This window comes from Streptomyces sp. NPDC053076, from assembly GCF_044546845.1.
In the GTDB taxonomy this organism is placed as follows: Bacteria; Actinomycetota; Actinomycetes; order Streptomycetales; family Streptomycetaceae; genus Streptomyces.
Window position 1 is genome coordinate 1,397,622 of the sequence record NZ_JBITZL010000001.1, and the last position, 16,294, is coordinate 1,413,915.

The 16,294-nt window shown below is 72.7% G+C and carries 16 protein-coding genes and 1 pseudogene; 9 read left to right on the top strand and 8 right to left on the bottom strand.

All coding sequences use genetic code 11. The features are described 5' to 3' along the window. Window positions 1-69 precede the first annotated feature (69 nt). Genes ACIGYR_RS05595 through ACIGYR_RS05605 form a run of 3 tightly spaced genes read left to right on the top strand, consistent with a single transcriptional unit; the run spans window position 70 to window position 1,762 of the window. Window positions 70-759, top strand: coding sequence for a hypothetical protein (locus ACIGYR_RS05595; RefSeq protein ID WP_391837484.1), 690 nt, complete (start codon window positions 70-72; stop codon window positions 757-759). Further along, window positions 756-1,034, top strand: a complete 279-nt coding sequence (locus tag ACIGYR_RS05600) for a hypothetical protein (RefSeq protein ID WP_399601533.1) — start codon at window positions 756-758, stop codon at window positions 1,032-1,034. The genes ACIGYR_RS05595 and ACIGYR_RS05600 overlap by 4 nt, the downstream gene beginning before the upstream one ends. Beyond that, window positions 1,031-1,762 (top strand): metallophosphoesterase, encoded by a 732-nt coding sequence (locus tag ACIGYR_RS05605; RefSeq protein ID WP_391837480.1) that lies wholly within the window; start codon window positions 1,031-1,033, stop codon window positions 1,760-1,762. Before ACIGYR_RS05600 ends, ACIGYR_RS05605 begins: the two co-directional genes overlap by 4 nt. 19 nt (window positions 1,763-1,781) lie before the next feature. Here ACIGYR_RS05605 and ACIGYR_RS05610 read toward each other — a convergent pair whose 3' ends face one another. The 8 genes and pseudogenes from ACIGYR_RS05610 to ACIGYR_RS05645 form a co-directional block, all read right to left on the bottom strand. Then, the gene (locus ACIGYR_RS05610; protein WP_399602328.1) at window positions 1,782-3,029 is read right to left on the bottom strand and encodes an MFS transporter; all 1,248 of its coding nucleotides are present in this window, start codon (window positions 3,027-3,029) and stop codon (window positions 1,782-1,784) included. A 793-nt stretch (window positions 3,030-3,822) separates the two neighbouring features. Next, the gene (locus ACIGYR_RS05615; RefSeq protein ID WP_399601537.1) at window positions 3,823-4,812 is read right to left on the bottom strand and encodes an aldo/keto reductase; all 990 of its coding nucleotides are present in this window, start codon (window positions 4,810-4,812) and stop codon (window positions 3,823-3,825) included. A 192-nt stretch (window positions 4,813-5,004) separates the two neighbouring features. Further along, window positions 5,005-6,230: pseudogene (locus ACIGYR_RS05620) on the bottom strand (cytochrome P450). Between the two features lie 232 nt (window positions 6,231-6,462). Beyond that, window positions 6,463-7,674 (bottom strand): cytochrome P450, encoded by a 1,212-nt coding sequence (locus ACIGYR_RS05625; protein WP_399601540.1) that lies wholly within the window; start codon window positions 7,672-7,674, stop codon window positions 6,463-6,465. After that, window positions 7,671-8,297 (bottom strand): ATP/GTP-binding protein, encoded by a 627-nt coding sequence (locus tag ACIGYR_RS05630; protein WP_391837471.1) that lies wholly within the window; start codon window positions 8,295-8,297, stop codon window positions 7,671-7,673. Before ACIGYR_RS05630 ends, ACIGYR_RS05625 begins: the two co-directional genes overlap by 4 nt. Continuing rightward, a complete protein-coding gene (locus ACIGYR_RS05635) occupies window positions 8,278-8,625 on the bottom strand; it encodes a DUF742 domain-containing protein (RefSeq protein ID WP_399601543.1) in 348 nt (115 codons plus the stop codon). The genes ACIGYR_RS05630 and ACIGYR_RS05635 overlap by 20 nt, the downstream gene beginning before the upstream one ends. Before the next feature lie 11 nt (window positions 8,626-8,636). Then, window positions 8,637-9,044, bottom strand: a complete 408-nt coding sequence (locus ACIGYR_RS05640) for a roadblock/LC7 domain-containing protein (protein WP_399601546.1) — start codon at window positions 9,042-9,044, stop codon at window positions 8,637-8,639. Continuing rightward, window positions 9,041-10,918 (bottom strand): ATP-binding protein, encoded by a 1,878-nt coding sequence (locus ACIGYR_RS05645; RefSeq protein ID WP_399601548.1) that lies wholly within the window; start codon window positions 10,916-10,918, stop codon window positions 9,041-9,043. The genes ACIGYR_RS05640 and ACIGYR_RS05645 overlap by 4 nt, the downstream gene beginning before the upstream one ends. 376 nt (window positions 10,919-11,294) lie before the next feature. Here ACIGYR_RS05645 and ACIGYR_RS05650 point away from each other — a divergent pair, with 376 nt between their 5' ends. The 6 genes from ACIGYR_RS05650 to ACIGYR_RS05675 all read left to right on the top strand — a co-directional run bounded on the left by ACIGYR_RS05650 (window position 11,295) and on the right by ACIGYR_RS05675 (window position 16,292). Continuing rightward, window positions 11,295-12,287 (top strand): hypothetical protein, encoded by a 993-nt coding sequence (locus tag ACIGYR_RS05650; protein ID WP_399601550.1) that lies wholly within the window; start codon window positions 11,295-11,297, stop codon window positions 12,285-12,287. 122 nt (window positions 12,288-12,409) lie between these two features. Continuing rightward, window positions 12,410-13,330 (top strand): LLM class flavin-dependent oxidoreductase, encoded by a 921-nt coding sequence (locus ACIGYR_RS05655; protein ID WP_399601552.1) that lies wholly within the window; start codon window positions 12,410-12,412, stop codon window positions 13,328-13,330. Continuing rightward, complete coding sequence (locus ACIGYR_RS05660; protein ID WP_399601555.1) at window positions 13,327-13,848, top strand: hypothetical protein; 522 nt, start codon at window positions 13,327-13,329, stop codon at window positions 13,846-13,848. Before ACIGYR_RS05655 ends, ACIGYR_RS05660 begins: the two co-directional genes overlap by 4 nt. Continuing rightward, on the top strand, window positions 13,838-14,701 hold the full coding sequence (locus ACIGYR_RS05665; RefSeq protein WP_399601558.1) for a hypothetical protein: 864 nt from the start codon (window positions 13,838-13,840) through the stop codon (window positions 14,699-14,701). Before ACIGYR_RS05660 ends, ACIGYR_RS05665 begins: the two co-directional genes overlap by 11 nt. Next, window positions 14,698-15,585: a RimK family alpha-L-glutamate ligase gene (locus tag ACIGYR_RS05670; protein ID WP_399601560.1), complete on the top strand. Its 888-nt coding sequence runs from the start codon at window positions 14,698-14,700 to the stop codon at window positions 15,583-15,585. The genes ACIGYR_RS05665 and ACIGYR_RS05670 overlap by 4 nt, the downstream gene beginning before the upstream one ends. Further along, on the top strand, window positions 15,582-16,292 hold the full coding sequence (locus ACIGYR_RS05675) for a hypothetical protein (RefSeq protein WP_391837454.1): 711 nt from the start codon (window positions 15,582-15,584) through the stop codon (window positions 16,290-16,292). Before ACIGYR_RS05670 ends, ACIGYR_RS05675 begins: the two co-directional genes overlap by 4 nt. Window positions 16,293-16,294: the final 2 nt, after the last annotated feature.

Here is a 16,294-nt window from a genome sequence, read left to right on the forward strand (position 1 = left end):
CCGGGTACCCGTACTGCCCCCGGGGCCGACCCGGCCGGCCGGGGGTGCAGGGTGCCGAATGGAGAGGTCATGACGCAGAACGGGGAGGACACCGCGCCCCTCCGGCGACCGGAGGCCGCCGGACTCCACCTCGCCCCGGACGGGCAGAGTTGTCAGCCGTCCGCCCCCGCCGTGGAGGCGACGGAACTGCCGCAGGACCGCAGCCAGGCCATCTTGGAGGCAGCCAAGCGGATAGGGGCCATCCTCAAACGCGCCGGCCATCCCTTCGCGCTCGCCGGGAGCGTGGCCGTCTACGCCCATGGCGGCAGCCGCTACCTCCAGCACGACGCCGACTTCGCCATCCTCCCCGACGACGCCGGCGCGGTGGCCACCACATTGCGCGAGGCCGGTCTCGACGTACGGGTTCCGCCGGAGGACTGGCTGCTGAAGACCACCTGCCACGGGCAGAACGTCGACATCATCTTCGAGCTGGCCCACCAGCCCGTCACCCGGGACATGCTGGACCGGGCCCATGTCCTGCCGGTCGACTCGGTGCTCATGCCCGTCCTGTGCCCGACGGACCTGATCCACAGCCTGATCAGTGCCTTCTCCGAGCACTACTGCGACTTCGGGTCGGTCCTGCCGGTCGTCCGCGCCGTCCGTGAGAAGGTCGACTGGGACGTGGTCCGCGCGGCCTGCGGCGACCAGCCCATGCCCGCCGCCTTCCTCTTCCTCCTCGAACGGCTGCACGTGATCGACGCCCAGGAGGGGCAGCCATGACCGACACCAGCCCACCGCCCCCACCGACGGCAGGGAACCTGGACTACCGTGTCGCCCATCTCGCCGAGCACCTGGCCGCGGGCAACTGTGGGGAACTCGGCGTCCGGCTCGAACTGCGCGGCGACGCCGTCCTGATCACCGGCACCGTGCCGTCCACCCAGTGCCGGGACGACATCCTGCGCCAGGCCCGAGAGGAACTGGCGGGGCACCCGGTCCACAGCGACCTGCTCGTCGCCGGGACCGCCTCCCCCGACCACGGAGAGGACCTGACATGATCCGCGTCGCGGCCGTCGGGGACATCCACATGGGCCCCGACAGCCAGGGCACACTGCGCCCCTCCTTCGAGACCCTGCCCCAGTGCGCCGACGTCCTGCTGCTCGCCGGCGACCTCACCCGGCACGGCACACCGGAGGAGGCCGCGGTCGTCGCGCGGGAGATCAAGGACCTCGGCCTGCCCGTCGTCGCCGTACTCGGCAACCACGACCACCACGACGAGCGTCCCGAGGAGGTCACCGCGATCCTCCGCGACGCCGGCGCCCACGTCCTCGAAGGGCAGTCCGCCGTCGTCACCGCCGACGGCGCCCGGATCGGGGTCGCCGGGACCAAGGGCTTCGGCGGCGGATTCGTCGGCCGCTGCGCCGGAGAGTTCGGCGAACCGCTCATGAAGGAGTTCGTCCGGTACACCCGCCGGTGCGCCGACGGGCTGCACGGCGCCCTGAAGGAGCTGGAGGAGCGGGACTGCGACGTACGGATCGCGCTGACCCACTTCTCGCCGGTCCCGGACACCCTCGCGGGAGAGCCGCCGGAGATCTATCCCTTCCTGGGCAGCTACCTGCTCGCGGAGGCCATCGACACCGGCGGCGCCGACCTCGCGGTGCACGGCCACGCCCACGCCGGCACCGAGCACGGCATGACCAGCGGGGGCGTCCGCGTGCGCAACGTCGCCCAGCCGGTGATCGGACAGGCGTTCCACGTGTACCACCTGCCCGGTCGACCCGGCTGAACGCCGGGCGGCGGACCCGTCAGGCGGCCGTGCCCAGGGCCTCGCGGCCGGTCACCTCGGCGTTCTTCGCGGCGAGCGTCAGCGACACCGGTCCGCCGCGGCGACGCACCAGCAGACCCCCGCCGATCGAGGCGGCGATGAGCAGCCCGCCCGCGATCAGGGCGCCGCGCGCACCGGCCCACTCCATGAGCAGCCCCAGCGCGGGCGGCCCGCCGAGGCTCCACACCGTGCCGATGCTGCCCCACACGCCGAGCACCCGGCCCCGCATGTGCGGCGGCGGATCGGTCTGCAGCACGGCCGTACCGGCCGTGTCGGAGACCGACTCCACGATCGCCATCGGCAGCACCAGCACCAGCAGCACGGCCAGCGACGGCGACAGACCCGCCACCACCTGGAGCAGCGCGCCCGCGGCCGCGAGCAGACCCACGGTGCGCACCGACGGCTTGCGCAGCCGGGCGCCCAGGACAGCGCCGAGGATGCCGCCGACGGCTAGCACCGTGGAGACCGTGCCGAACGCCCCGGCGCCCCCGGCCAGCGGTCCGGTGACGAGGACGGCGAGCGTCAGGGCGTAGTTGCGGCCGAGGACGGAACTGATCCCGGTGATGCCCGCGAGAGCGACCAGGCGGGGCCTGCGCATGAAGAAGGACAGGCCCTCCCGCACGGTCATCTCCGCGCCCGCGGGAACGGCCCGCTCTGAGGCGGCCGGCTCCTCGCCGGCCCCGGGAGCCGGCCGCAGGAACGGCACCACCGAGGCCACGAACAGGAACGACACCCCGTTGGCGGCGTACGCGGCGCCCGTGCCGAGGAAACCGACGGTCACCCCGGCCAGGGCGGTGCCGGCCAGCCGGCCCGCGCTGTGCACCAGGGCGCCCACCCCGATCGCGGACGGCACGTCCGCCACGGGCACGAGATCGTTGCCGAGCAGGGCGCAGGCCGGCCCGTCGACGGTGGCGATGACGCCGGTCACGGCGGCCAGCACCATGAGCGCCGTCATGTCGATCCGGTCCAGCGCCACGAGCAGCGCCGTGGTGAAGGCCACCGCGCCGAGCAGGGCCTGACTGACCGCGACCGTCAGCTTCCGGGGCCAGCGGTCGACGGCCGCGCCACCGAACAGGCTGATGAACAGCGCGGGCGCCGCCTGGACGGACATCGACAGACCGGTCGCGGCCGCCGAGCCCGTGATCTGCAGCACGAGCAGGTTCTGCACCGTGAGCTGCATCCACGTACCGGCGTTGGAGACGAAGTTCGCCGCCGACCACCAGCGCATGCTCCGGTACCGCAGGGACCGCCACGGCGAACGTGAGGCCGGGGCGGTGGTGGGCATGGCTGTGGGCAGGGCAGAGGAAAAGGGCACGTCGGGGTACTCGAAACCGGGGGAGGCGTAAGGGACCGGCGGGGCCCGTCGGGCCGGCTGCGCTGCACGGCCGGGCCGCCTGGTCGGGGCGTCGACCATGGTGACAGACCGGAGGGAGGAGCCGGTTCCGGCGCTTCCACCGTCCCGCTCCCACGGCCCCGAAATCGGCCGGGGCATAGGGCAGTTGACCCTGGCGTGGGGTTGCTCACAGACCCTGTCCCGGCCGTTGCGGGTCCGGGTTCCGCGCGGGGCGGCGGACCCGGCGACGGCGGCGAAGCAGGAGTGTCGTCCGTGCGGGACAGCGCCGAAGCAGGTGTGTCGTCCGTGCGGGACAGCGGCGAAGCAGGTGTGTCGTCCGTGCGGGACAGCGCCGAAGCCGGCGTGTCATGCGTGCGCGACAGTGCCGAAGGAGGCGTGTCAGCCGTGCGCGACAGCACGGACGGCGGGCGGCGCCCGTGCTCCCCGTCATCCTCCGGTGTGATCGGTCACCGTGCCCCCGCCGGGGAATGACCGGTCACTGTGTCCCGGTCATCCTCCGGTGTGATCGGTCACCGTGCCCCCGCCGGGGAATGACCGGTCACCGTGTCCCCGTCACCCTCCGGTGCGATCGGTCACCGCCCCCGCTCGGGCGTGACCGGTGACCGTGCCCCCGCTCGGGCGTGATCGGCCACCGTTTCCCCCGCTCCGGTGGTGGGCCGGCCGTCGGTCAACGATTGACCGCCCGCATCCCCGCCTCGTCGTACCGCTCACCGGCCACCTCGGGCAGCTCGGCGTCGATGTGGGCCAGGTCCTCCGCGGTCAGCACGATGTCGGCCGCGGCGGCGTTCTGCTCCAGGTAGGTGCGCCGCTTCGTGCCCGGGATCGGCACCAGGTCCTCGCCCTGGGCCAGCACCCAGGCGATGGCCAGCTGGGCCGGCGTCACGTCCTTCTCGGCGGCGATCTCCTTCACCTTCGCCGCCAGCCGCAGGTTCGCCTTGAGGTTGTCGTCCGTGAAGCGGGGGTTGGCGCGACGGAAGTCGTTCTCGTCCAGCTCGTCGGGCGAGGTGAAGCGGCCGGCGAGGAAACCGCGGCCGAGCGGCGAGTACGGCACGAAGCCGATGCCGAGCTCCCGGCAGGCGGGCAGCACCTCCGCCTCCACGTCCCGCGTCCACAGGGAGTACTCGCTCTGCACCGCGGTGATCGTGTGGACGGCGTTCGCGCGCCGGATGGTCTCCGCGCTCGCCTCGCTCAGCCCGATGTACCGCACCTTGCCCTCGGCGACCAGCTCGCCCAGCGCGCCGACCGTCTCCTCGATGGGCACGTCCGGGTCGACCCGGTGCTGGTAGTACAGGTCGATGTGGTCGGTGCCCAGACGCTCCAGCGAGCCGTGCACCGAGCTGCGCACGTGCTCGGCGGAGCCGTCCTGCTGGCCGATCGTGCTCATGTCGCCGGGGACGGCGTCGTCCATCCGGTAGTTGAACTTCGTGGCGATCACGTACTCGTCGCGGTGTCCGCGTATCGCCTCGCCGACCAGCGACTCGTTGGTGAGCGGGCCGTAGACCTGCGCGGTGTCGAGGAAGTTGATGCCGAGGTCGAGGGCGCGCCGGATGGTCGCGATCCCCTCCTCCTGGTCGGCGGAGCCGTAGAAGGCGGACATCCCCATGCATCCGAGGCCGATGGCCGATACCTGGAGGTCCCGCAGGCTGCGCTTCTGCATGGGAGGTCCTTTCGTGCACGCTCGTTCGTCGTCGTCCCGGGCGGTGCGCCCGGGCGCAAGGGCCTTCTTCCATCTAGCGACGGATTCCGGCGCCCGGCATCCCGTGCGGGAGGCCGGGCGCCAAGCCCTGCGCGATGTCCACGACGCTACGAGTTGGAGCGCTCTCGAAGTCAAGCGCGCTCCGGGCGGGCACTACGGATTCAGCCGCACCGGCAGCTCGAACAGGTCGTTCTGCGTGACCACGGGCTTGTTGCGCAGTTCGGCGGCCGGCACCGCCAGGTCCAGGGCGGGGAACCGGGAGTACAGCGCCGGCAGGGCGACCCCCGCCTCCAGCCGGGACAGGGCGGCGCCCGGGCAGACGTGCGGACCGTGACCGAAGGAGATGTGACGGTTCTTCGTCTCGCGCGAGACGTCGAAGTCCCCGGCGGTCGGCCCGTGCGCGTTCTCGTCGCGGCCGATCGCCCCGTACGACACGATCAGCGCGTCCCCGGCCGGGATCACCTTGTCGCCCACCGGCACGTCCTCGGTCGCGAACCGGATCAGCACGTGCGAGGTGGGGTGGAGTACCGCAGCGTCTCCTCGATCACCGCCGACCAGTCGGCCCCGCCCGACAGCACCAGGGCGCGCTGCTCGGGATGGGCGGAGAGGTTGACGACAGCGTTGACGATCAGCGAGATCGTCGTCTCGTGGCCCGCCGCCACCATCAGCTGGAGGGTGGAGACGATCTCCGCGTCCGTGAGGTGGTCGCCGTCCTCGGAGGCCAGGATCAGCGCGCTGGTCAGGTCGTCGCCCGGCTCCGCCCGCTTCGCCGCCACCGTCTCGGCCATGATCTGTGCGAGCTCGGTGAGGGTCGCGACGACCTCCGCCGGCGGGGTCTGCGTGGAGAAGAACTTCTCGAACAGCACCTTCAGCCGGGGCAGCCGCGCCTCCTCGATCCCCATGAGGTCGGCGATGACGTACATGGGCAGCGGGTAGGCGAACGCCGCCTTCAGGTCCACCGTCCCGTCGCCCACGGGCAGCGCGTCCAGCAGGTCCTGGGTGAGCTTCTCGATCCGCTCCCGCATCCGCTCCACCCGGCGCGGGGTGAGCGCCTGCGCGACCAGGGTGCGCAGCCGGCGGTGGTCGGCGCCGTCCACCGTGAGCATCGAGCGGCCCGGGTTGGCCAGGCCGATCAGCGGCCAGTCCGCGGGTATCTCGCCGCGCTGCCACGCCCCCCACACGCCGATGTCCTTCACCAGCCGGGGATCGGTGAGCAGCGCCTTGGCCTCGGCATGGCGGGTCACGGCCCAGACCGGGACCCCGCCCGGGAGTTCGACGGCGGCGAGCGGACCGGCCGCGCGCAGCGCCGCGCTCTCGGCGTCCAGGTCGGTGACGAAGGGATCCAGGGCGATGCGGGGTGCTTCGGTACCGGTCGTCATCGTGACGTGCCTCCCAGGGCAGGGTCGGTCGGTCGGAGTACTGGGCATGACCGGGGGAACGTCCCCCGGATCCCCGGCGGAAAAGCGGTCGGCCGAGGCGGCGCGGATCAGCGGGCGGGGTGCGGAGGTGGGGCGGACGGGCAGCCGGGTCGGCGGGCGGGGTGCGGAGGTGGGGTGGACGGGCAGCCGGGTCGGCGGACGGGGGCGGAGGTGAGGTGGAAGGTAAGCCGGGTCAGCGGGCGGGTACCGAGGCGAACCGGACGGGCAGCCGGGTCAGTCCCCGGAGCCAGGGCGACGGCCGACGGGTGAGGGATTCGGCGGGCACCGCCAGGTCGATGTCCGGCAGCCGGTCCAGGACCACCTCGATGCCGGTCCGCGCGATCACCTCGGCGATCTCCTGCGCCGGGAACGGGCAGCGGTGCTCGCCGTGCCCGAAGGAGAAGTGCGCGTTGTTGCCGCCGGTGAGCGCGGAGCCGTCGGTGCGCACCTGCGGATCGGAGTTGGCGCCCTGGAGGCCGAGCAGCAGCAGATCGCCGGCCCGGACGCGCCGACCGCCGAGGTGCGTGTCGCGGGCGGCCCAGCGGCCCGCCACGTTCTGGGTGGGCGTGTCCTCCCACAGCACCTCGTTCATCGCCTCGGCCACGCTGTTGCGGCCGCCGAACAGGGAGGCGGCGAACCGGTCGTCGGTCAGCATCAGCCGGAGCGAGTTGCCGATCCAGTCGGCGGTCGGCTGGTGTCCGGCCGCCAGCATCACCATCAGGTCCTGCGCGATCTCCTCGTCGCTGAACCCGCTGTCGTCGGCGAGCATCCGGGAGACCACGTCGTTCGCGGGCTCCTTCTTCCGGTCCGCGAGCAACTGACCCATGGACCCGGCCAGATGGGCCTGTCCGGCAAGGGCGCGCTCCCGGCCGTCGATCATGTCGTTGAGGGCGGTGACCAGCCCCGGACCGTCCTCGTCCGGGAAGCCGTAGAGCCGGGCCAGGACCCGCACCGGAAGCAGCATCGCGTACTGCGCGACCAGATCGGCCTCGCCCGCCGAGCACAGTGCGTCGATCAACTCGTCCGCGAACCGCTCGGCGTGCCCCTTGAGTTCGAACGGGTCCACGGCCTCCAGCGCGTTGCTGACCATCGCCGCCCGCTGCCGGTGCCGTTCGCCGACGGTGTAGAGGATCGACGGCTGCTTGCGCCCGATCATCGGCAGCAGCGGCCAGTCCGCCGGGATGTTCTCCCATTGGTTCCACAGAGCCGAATCCCGGCTGAACAGCACGGGATCGCCCGTCACCTGGTGCAGTTCGCGGTAACCGAGCACCAGCCAGGCCGGGATGTCGCCGTCGAGCAGCACCGGCACCACGGCGCCGTGGTCGCGCCGCATCTCCCGGTACAGGCGGGCGGGTTCGGTCGGGAACCGGGGGCCGCCGAGAGGGACGGCGTCGGGGGTGCTCACACGAACTCCTGTCGGGGCAGGCCCGCCCGCGCGGACGGGTCGGCGTACCGGTTCTTCACGTGCTGCACCAGCGTGATCAGGACCTGCTTGCCCGACTCACGGGAGCGGGCGTCGCAGTCGATCAGCGGCACATGCGGATCCAGGTCGAGAGCCTCGCGGACGTCCGCGCCGGCATGGACCGGACCGCCGAAGTCGTTGCAGGCCACGATGAACGGCGTGTTGTGGTGCTCCAGCCGGTCGATGGCGTACCAGGAGTCGTCGATCCGCCGGGTGTCGACCAGCACGACCGCCCCCAGCGTGCCGGAGAACAGCCGGTCCCACAGGAACCAGAACCGCTCCTGGCCCGGCGCGCCGAACAGGTACAGCACGTTGCGCGCGTCCAGGGTGATCCGCCCGAAGTCGAAGGCGACGGTGGTGGCGGACTTGCCGCGCACCTGGCGGATGTCGTCGACCGGCTCACCGGCCCGCGTCATCGTCTCCTCGGTGTTGAGGGGACGGATCTCGCTGACCGAGCGGACCAGCGTGGTCTTGCCGACGCCGAAGCCGCCCACGACCACGATCTTGAAACCCTGGTCGGCAAAGGCACCCAACGGGGTGCGCGCGTCAGAGGTTGCGGAGTCCAACGAGCACCTGCTCCAGAATGTCGGGGTCGGTTATGGCCGGCCGGCGCGGATGACGGGCGCTGACGCGGCCCGCCGCCAGCAGGTCGCACAGCAGCACCTTGGTGATGCCCACGGGCAGCCGCAGTTCGGCGGCGATCTCCACCACCGAGGTGGGGAACCGGGTCAGCTTCAGGATCGCCACGTGCTCCGACTGCAGGCCGGCCGTCGGCTCCGACTCGGCGACGACGAGGGTGACCAGGTCGAAGGGGTTGTCCGGGCCGGTACGGCTGCGGCCCTGGGTGATGGTGTACAGCCGGTCGGGGGCATCGTCCCGGCCGGGACGGTTCACGCCCGGTCGGCTCATGAGGTGCGGGGCGGAGCGGTCAGGTACTCGCCGAGCTGCTCCACCAGTTCGCTCATGTTGTGCCCGACGACTCCCGCGTCCGCGTCCTCGGTGGTGATCACGGCCAGATGGGCGCCGGCGCCCGCCTCCACGATGAACAGCACACCGCCGTAGAACTCCGTCATCGCCGAGCGCACCCCGCCGCTTCCGTCGCCGAACTCGATGGACGCCCCGTGCGACAGCGACTGGATGCCGGCGGCGATCGCGGCCAGCTGGTCGGCCTGGTCGACGCTCAGCTCCGGCGTCCGGCACAGCTTCAGCCCGTCCCGGGACAGCACGAGCGCGTGCCGCGCACCCGGGGTCCTCTCCAGCAGGCCCTCCAGGAGCCAGGTGAGCTTGTCGTCGGCGGTGGTCGGGCCGGTCATGAAGTGGTGTCGCCTTCCGGGTGCGCGTGCGGGTGAGAGGGGGCGGGAGAACCGTGCTCGCCGGCACCGTCCGAGGAGGGGCCGGCCGACGGGCCGTCCGGCGCGGCACCCCGGGGACTGACGGCCGGTCGGTCGTCCGGCGCGGTGTTCGTCGTTCGTTCGGCGGGTCGGTTGTGCGCGGTGGTGTTCGTCGTTCGTTTGGCGGGTCGGTTGTGCGGGGTGGTGTTCGTGGGGCGTTCGGCGGGTCGGTCGTGGGGGGTGGTGTTCGTGGGGCGTTCGGCGGGTCGGTCGTGCGGGGTGGTGTTCGTCGCGGGTGCCGGGGTCGTGGCGTGCGGCGGCGTGCGCGGTGGGGCTGCCCCGGGGCCGTTCCGGGGCGGGGCGTTGTCGTCCGGCGGGTCGGTCGGGGGTCCGGGCTGCCGGTTCGGCGGCGGGGACGGGCGGACGGCCTGGCGGAAGCTGCTGAAGCGGGCGGCGCGGGTCCTGCCCTCGTCGGTGGCGGGCGTGGCGTGCCCGGTGCCCGAGGCCGAACGGGCCCGCTCGGCCGCGGCGAGCGTACGGCCCCGGCGCCGCTTGGGCAGCCCGGCCGGGCCCTCTTCCGGCGGTGCGGCGGATTCGTGGACCGGAGCTGCGTCCACCGGTGCCGGTGCCGGTGCGGGTGCCAGTGCGGGTGCCGGTGTCGGGGCGGGCGCGGGCGGGGTGTTCTCCGGGCGCGTCGCCGCGGTGGCCGGCCCGGCCGGGACGGGGCTGGACAGGATGTCCTGCGGGATGAGCATCAGCACGCCCGTGCCGCCGCGCGCCGACGGCCGGAACGACACCTTGAGCCCGTGCTTGCGGGCCAGCCGGCCGACCACGGCGAGCCCGAGCCGGGTACCGGTCAGACCGCCCAGCTCGGAGACGTCACCGGCGACCGCGCGCTCGGCGCGGCGCAGCTGCACCTCGCCCATCACCAGCCCGCTGTCCTCCACGGAGACGATGGCCCCGGCCGGCACCTCCTCCACGTAGACGTGGACTTCGGCGGTGGGCGGCGAGAAGTTCGCGGCGTTGTCGAGGAGTTCGGCGAGCGCGTGCATCACGCCCTCGGCCGCGTGCCCGGCGACGGCGGTCTCGCTGACCGAGTGCACCCGCACCCGCTGGTAGCCGGCGATCCGGCCCATCGCGCCGCGCAGGATCGACTCCATCCCGATCGGCCGCGCCCACCGGCGTCCCGAACGCGCCCCGGTGAGCACGGCGATGGAGTCCGCGAGCCGGCCCGCCTGGGCGGTGCGGTGGTCGAGATGGAGCAGGTCGGCCAGCACGTCCTCGTCGGTGTGCCGGTCCTCCATCGCCCGCAGGTCGGCGAGCGTGGCCGTGGCCAGGGCCTGCATCCGGGCGGCGGCGCTGGAGGTCGCGGAGATCGCGGCGGCCCGCTCCCGTCGGGCTTGCTCCGACTCGCCCGACAACCGGGCGTTCTCCTGCCGGAGCCGGTCCAGTTCCCGCGCGCCCGCCTCCTCCAGGTGACTGCGTTCGGCCGCGAACGACTCCGTGAACTCCGTGCGCTGCCGCGCGAGTTCGTCGATGAGTCGCTGCTGCTCCTGGCGCGCCTCCTCGGTCGTGCGGGCCTGCTGCTGGAGCAGCCGTCCGATGTCCTGGGTGGCACCCTCCAGCCTGTGCCGGGCGTCGCGCGCGGTCCGCCGTGCGTGCGCGGCCGTGGCCACCGCCGCGCTGAGTACGACCGCCGCCGCGGCTCCGCCCCAGGCGAGCGTGGTGCGCGCCGGGCCCGGCGCCACCGCCACGGCCGCGCAGACCACGAGCGCCGACAGCACACCGGTCACGGCGAGGGCGGAGACGAACGTACGGAGGGAAGGTCGGTCGCCGGGATGCGTGGGCGCGGTCATCGGTCCGGTCTGGTCCTTGCGGCAGATAAGGGCAGGGTGAAACGGGCAAAAGTGGTCGGATGGTGAGACGTGACACCCGGTGGTGAACTGGCGGTCACTATACGAGAGTTCGTGATCGGAACAGAAAGTTTCCTGCTACTTCCCGTAACAGTGGGCCTGTATCTGCGCGTTGACCGCAGAGGGCGTGATTGGGGTGTTCCGGTCTCTTGTGTCGCTCCGTCGCCCCATACGATGACGATGAAACAAAGGGATGACGGACAGACGCCTTGCACGGTCGGACCGCCGGGAGCGAGGTCAGGGGGAGACACACATGACGGGGAGCCGAAGGTGATGGACCCATGACGGGGGAGCCGAAGGTGATGGACCGCCGTACCTCATGAGCACTGACGGGCACACCGGGCGGGTCCGCCCACCGCTCTCGCGGCTCGCCCGGTTCAGCTGGCGCACCCTGCGGGCCGAGTGGCACGCCGTCGTCGTCGACCCGGTACGGCGGCTCGCACGGTGCGGACTGTCCGGGCTGCTGCTGGCGTTCGTCGCCGCGTCCGGCGTCGTCTTCTTCCATGACATCGCCCAGCACCCGGCCGGAGAGCTGTGGGTACGACGGCTCGGCGGCGTCCAGGCCGACCTGCCGCTGTGGCTGTCCCTGCTGCGCACCCCCGTGTCGCTGTACGTCCCGGCACTCGACCTGCCGGTGTGGGCGGGCATCACGCAACTGTTCCTCGCCTTCGCCCTCGCCGAACTGACCCTGGGCCGGGCCCGGACCCTGGTGATCGCGTACGTCACCACCCTGGCCGGCACCCTCACCGCCCGCCTGATGATCGCGGCGGGGCCCGGCTGGTGGGGGTTCGGGCTGCCGCCCGAGGCCGGGCAGGTGCTCGACACCGGACCCTCCGCGGCCGTCGTGGGCCTGTTCACCTACCTCGCGGTGATCCGGCGCGCGTCCGTGGTGTTCATGCTGACCGGCGGTTCGATGGTGTGGGAGTCCATCGCCGTGCCCAACCTGGCGGGTCGTGAGCACCTGATCGCCGTGGGCGTGGCCATCGTCCTCGGCCTCCTGCACGGCCGCGGGGAGCGGCTGCTCACGGCCGTGCGTTCCCTGCCGCCCACATGCCGGCTGCTCACGGCCGTGCGCTCCCTGCCGCCCACGCGCCGGCCCCGGCCCGCGCCCCCTACTCCCGCCCCCTCCGCCTCCGCGCCCTCGGCCTCCGCCCCCTCGGCCTCCGCGCCCCGGCTCCCGCGCCCGCATTCCCAACTCCCGCCTCCACCCACGCCCCGGCGTCCGCCGACCGTCCCGGAAATTTCCGGCCCGAGATCTCGGCATTTTTTCTCGAACGCCAGTACAGCTCGGCAGAATCACCTCCCCCAGTAATCAACGGAAATCCATGCCGGAAAATGAGCCGACCTCCGGACATGGCGATCTCGGAACCCCCGCTGCTACGCTCACGCCGTTGCCTGCGGTGACCCCATTCACGGCTCGGGGGGCGAGGGTCCATGAAGGTCGGCATCACTCTGCCCTTGGCGGAGCACCCCGGAAAACAGCCCTCGTACGAAGAGATAAGAGCGCTCGCCCGGCAGGCGGAAGCGGCCGGATTCGACTCCCTGTGGTGTTTCGACCACCTGCTCTTCCGTGGTGACGGTGAGCCGGCCGAGGGCATCTGGGAATGCTGGACCACGCTCAGCGCGCTCGCCGAGGCAACCTCCCGCATACAACTCGGCACGCTCGTCCTGTGCACCGCATTCCGGAATCCCGCCGTCCTTGCGAAAATGGCGGCCACACTCGACTCGATCAGTAATGGCCGACTCATTCTCGGGCTGGGCGCAGGCTGGCACCGGCCGGAATTCGACGCGTTCGGCATCGATTTCGATCACCGGGTGGCCCGCTTCGAGGAAGCCGTGCACATCATCGCGTCACTGCTGCGCACGGGAAAGGCGGAATTCGACGGCCGTTACTCCTGGGTCCACGGCGGTGAACTCCGGCCGCGCGGAGTCCGCCCGGCGGGACCACCCCTGCTGATCGGCGGCTCCGGGCCCCGCATGCTGCGTGCGACCGCCCGGCACGCCGACCTGTGGAACGGCTGCTGGTTCGGGGACCCGGCCGGCTTCGAACCCGCGCTGCACACCGTGCGCGAGGCGTGTGCCGCCGTCGGCCGCGACCCGTCGACCCTGCGGATCACCGCCGGGGTGAACGTCGTACCCGGCGGCCGTGCGGACCCACCGGACCCGCGCGGCCCCGCCCTCACCGGCACCCCCACCGATCTCGCCGCCGGCTTCGCCGGCTACCGCGAGCTCGGCGTAGACCACCTCGTCTGCAATCTGAACCCCCATCACGCGGCGGCGCAGCGCGCACTGGCCGACGCCCTGCGGTCCTACCGGAGCCGGCCGCACCCGACCGAGGAGAGAACCCTTCGATGACCTGGACGATCGACGAGGCGAGGGTGATGCCCTTCCTCAAGGCGGCCCACCGCCGGGACCTGCTGGCCGCACTGCGCCGGCCCACGCCCGTCGCGGCCCGCGACGCCGCACCGGGCCACGCCGTCCCCGAGCCGGACCCGCCGGACGTACCGGCCGCCCGGGCCAAGAGCTTCAAGGACGGCAAGGACTTCAAGGACGGCAAGGAGTTCAAGGACTACAAGGACCGCAAGGACTTCAAGGACTTCAAGGACCTGAAGGATCTGAAGGACCGCAAGGACGGCAAGGACCGCAAGGACACCAAGGACGGGAAGGACTTCAAGGACTCCAAGGACGTCTCGGACGGCGCCTGGACGCCCACCCAGTCCGCCGCGCCACTCGTCGCGCGCCCCACCCAGGCGCCGCAGGCCCTGGCCTCACCTGCCCCCGCCCCCGCCCCCGGCTCCGACGACGACGTCCTGTCCGTGCTGCGCGCCTCCCGGGCGAGCCGCTTCCTCAGGGAGCGGGGCCTTGTCATCTGAGACCGCCGAGGCCCCCGGAACCTCGGCGGCCCTGTCCGCGACGCCGCCCACGGCATCCTTCGAAGCCCCCGCCGACCTGCTCGTCCTGGCCGACCCGCAGGACCCCACCGCCGTCGAACTCGCCGCCTACGTCACCGAGCAGGGCCGCTCCGTCGCCGTCCTCGACGTGTTCGACGCGGCCCAGCTCTTCACCGTCACCGCCCGCGCGGGCACGGCGACCGTCGATCCGGTGGTCCCCCTGGTCCTCCTGCTGCCCGCCCCGCCCGAACGCCGGACCGGCTTCGACGCGGAGTTCCACCTCGGCGAGTGCTTCGCCCAGCTCTGGGCGGTGGCCGCGCTCACCCCCGCCCCCGTCATCAACCGCCCGGCCGGCACCCTGGTGGCCGGCCGCACCTCCCGCTCCGCCGCGGTGACCGCCCGGCGCGCCGGGGAGCACGGCAACGGTGAACTGTTCTCCCGCGCCTACCCGCGCCCGGGCAGCCCGGAGGGCGAGGCGTTCTGGGTCGAGGACCTCGGCACCCTGCGCGCCCGGCGCTGGCCCGAACGGCCACCGGGCACCGGCCCCTACCGGTCCCGCTGGACGGACACCAACCCCGCGACGGAGACGGTCGTCGTCCTCGGCGACCGCGCCTGGCGCTGCACCACCGCCGACCTCGACCACCTGGACTTGGAAGCCCGCAGCGTCGCCGCCGCGACCGCCCTCTGCCTGGACCTGGCCGCCCTGGTGTGGCGGGTGACGGACGGCACGGCCACGGCACGCCTGGTGCACGTCGAGCCGTTCCCCGCCCTGGAGCAACTGCGCATGGTCTGGCTCGGCCTCGGCCCCCGGCTCATGGAGGTGCTGTTCCCGTGATCTACGCCCTCGGACTCGCCATGGACGGCACGCTCACCCACTTCACCGCCCGGGCCGCCGCGGACGTCACACTCGTCGACCTCGGCGAGCTCGCGGCCGACGGCGCCTGGCGCCTGTCGCTGCCCGACGACGGCGACAGCTGGCTGCTGGCCGGCGACCAGCGCCACGACCTCCGCCCGGGCGACGGCTACTACTGCCGGCTCGCCGACCTGTCCGCCCTGGAGGAGGACCCCGTCCGCCGCGTCCGCTGGCGCGGCCTGATGGCCTCGCTCACCGCCTGGCTCGTCACCGCGCCCGGCGTCGTCGTCAACCGTCCCGGCACGGCCGGGGACAACGGCTCCAAGCCGCTGCACGAAGTCACCCTGGCCGGCCTCGGCTTCACCGTCCCCGAGAGCCTGACCAGCTCGGACCCCGGGCGGCTGCGCGCCTTCGCCGCCGCCGGACCGGCCATCGTCAAGGCACTGTCCGGAGTGCGCGCCGACAGCAGACCGGTCAGTCCCGAGGAGTTCGACGCCTTCGTGGCGTACCAGGGCCCCGTGCACCTCCAGCGGTACGTGGCCGGCAGCGACGTCCGCGTGCACGTCTGCGCGGACGCCGTGCACGCCGAGGAGGCCGTGTCGACCGCGGTCGACTACCGCACGGCGCCCCCGGAGGACATCGACTTCCGGCCCCATGAACTGCCCGCCGCCCTCGCCACGAGCCTGACCGCCCGCACCCGCGAGCTCGGACTCGCCTTCGCCGGCTGGGACTTCAAACGCGACGCGGAAGGCACCTACTGGTGTCTGGAGGCCAACCCGATGCCCGGCTACGACTGGTACGACCGCCGGGCCGGCGGCGCCATCACCGCCTCACTGGCCCACCTGCTGACGGGAGGCCCGGCGTGATCACGGAGCTGAGCCTGCTCACCCCGGACGGCACCGAGGACGTACGCGCGCGCGTGTACGCCCTGCGCGAGCACTGGATCGCGCGCGGCGGCGAACCGCCCGCCTTCCTCACCCTCGGCACCCCGAGCTACCTGGACGTCGCGGAAAGGCCGCAGAGCGGCCACTACGAGCGCCACGGCGTGGCCGCCCGCCCCCTGCTCCTCGAGCACTTCCAGGACCTGTACGACCTGATCGGTGAGGCCCTCACCGAGCACCTGGACGCGCCCGTCCGCTACCCGGACCACCTCGCGCTGCCCGGCTTCCACATCTGGCTGGAGGCCGCCATCTTCACCCGGCCCCAGGCGCCCGTGCACTTCGACCTCCAGTACCAGGCATTCGACTGGCCGCCGGACACCGACACCGACCAGCTGCTGTCCTTCACCCTGCCCCTCCGGGTGCCCGCGGCCGGCGGCGGACTGAACCTGTGGGAGGCGACGTACCAGGACTTCCGCCGCTCGCTCGCCCGCGGCTGGGTGGAGAGCGCCGCTGACCTGCAACGCTTCCACACCATGCGGTACGTGCCCTACACACCCGGCCGGCTGTACGTCCACTCCGGGCACGTCCTGCACCAGGTCGCACCGAGCACCGGTGTGCGCGCCGGCGACGAACGCCTCACGCTCCAGGGGCACGGCGTCCGGTGCGCGGACCACTGGCTGCTCTACTGGTGACG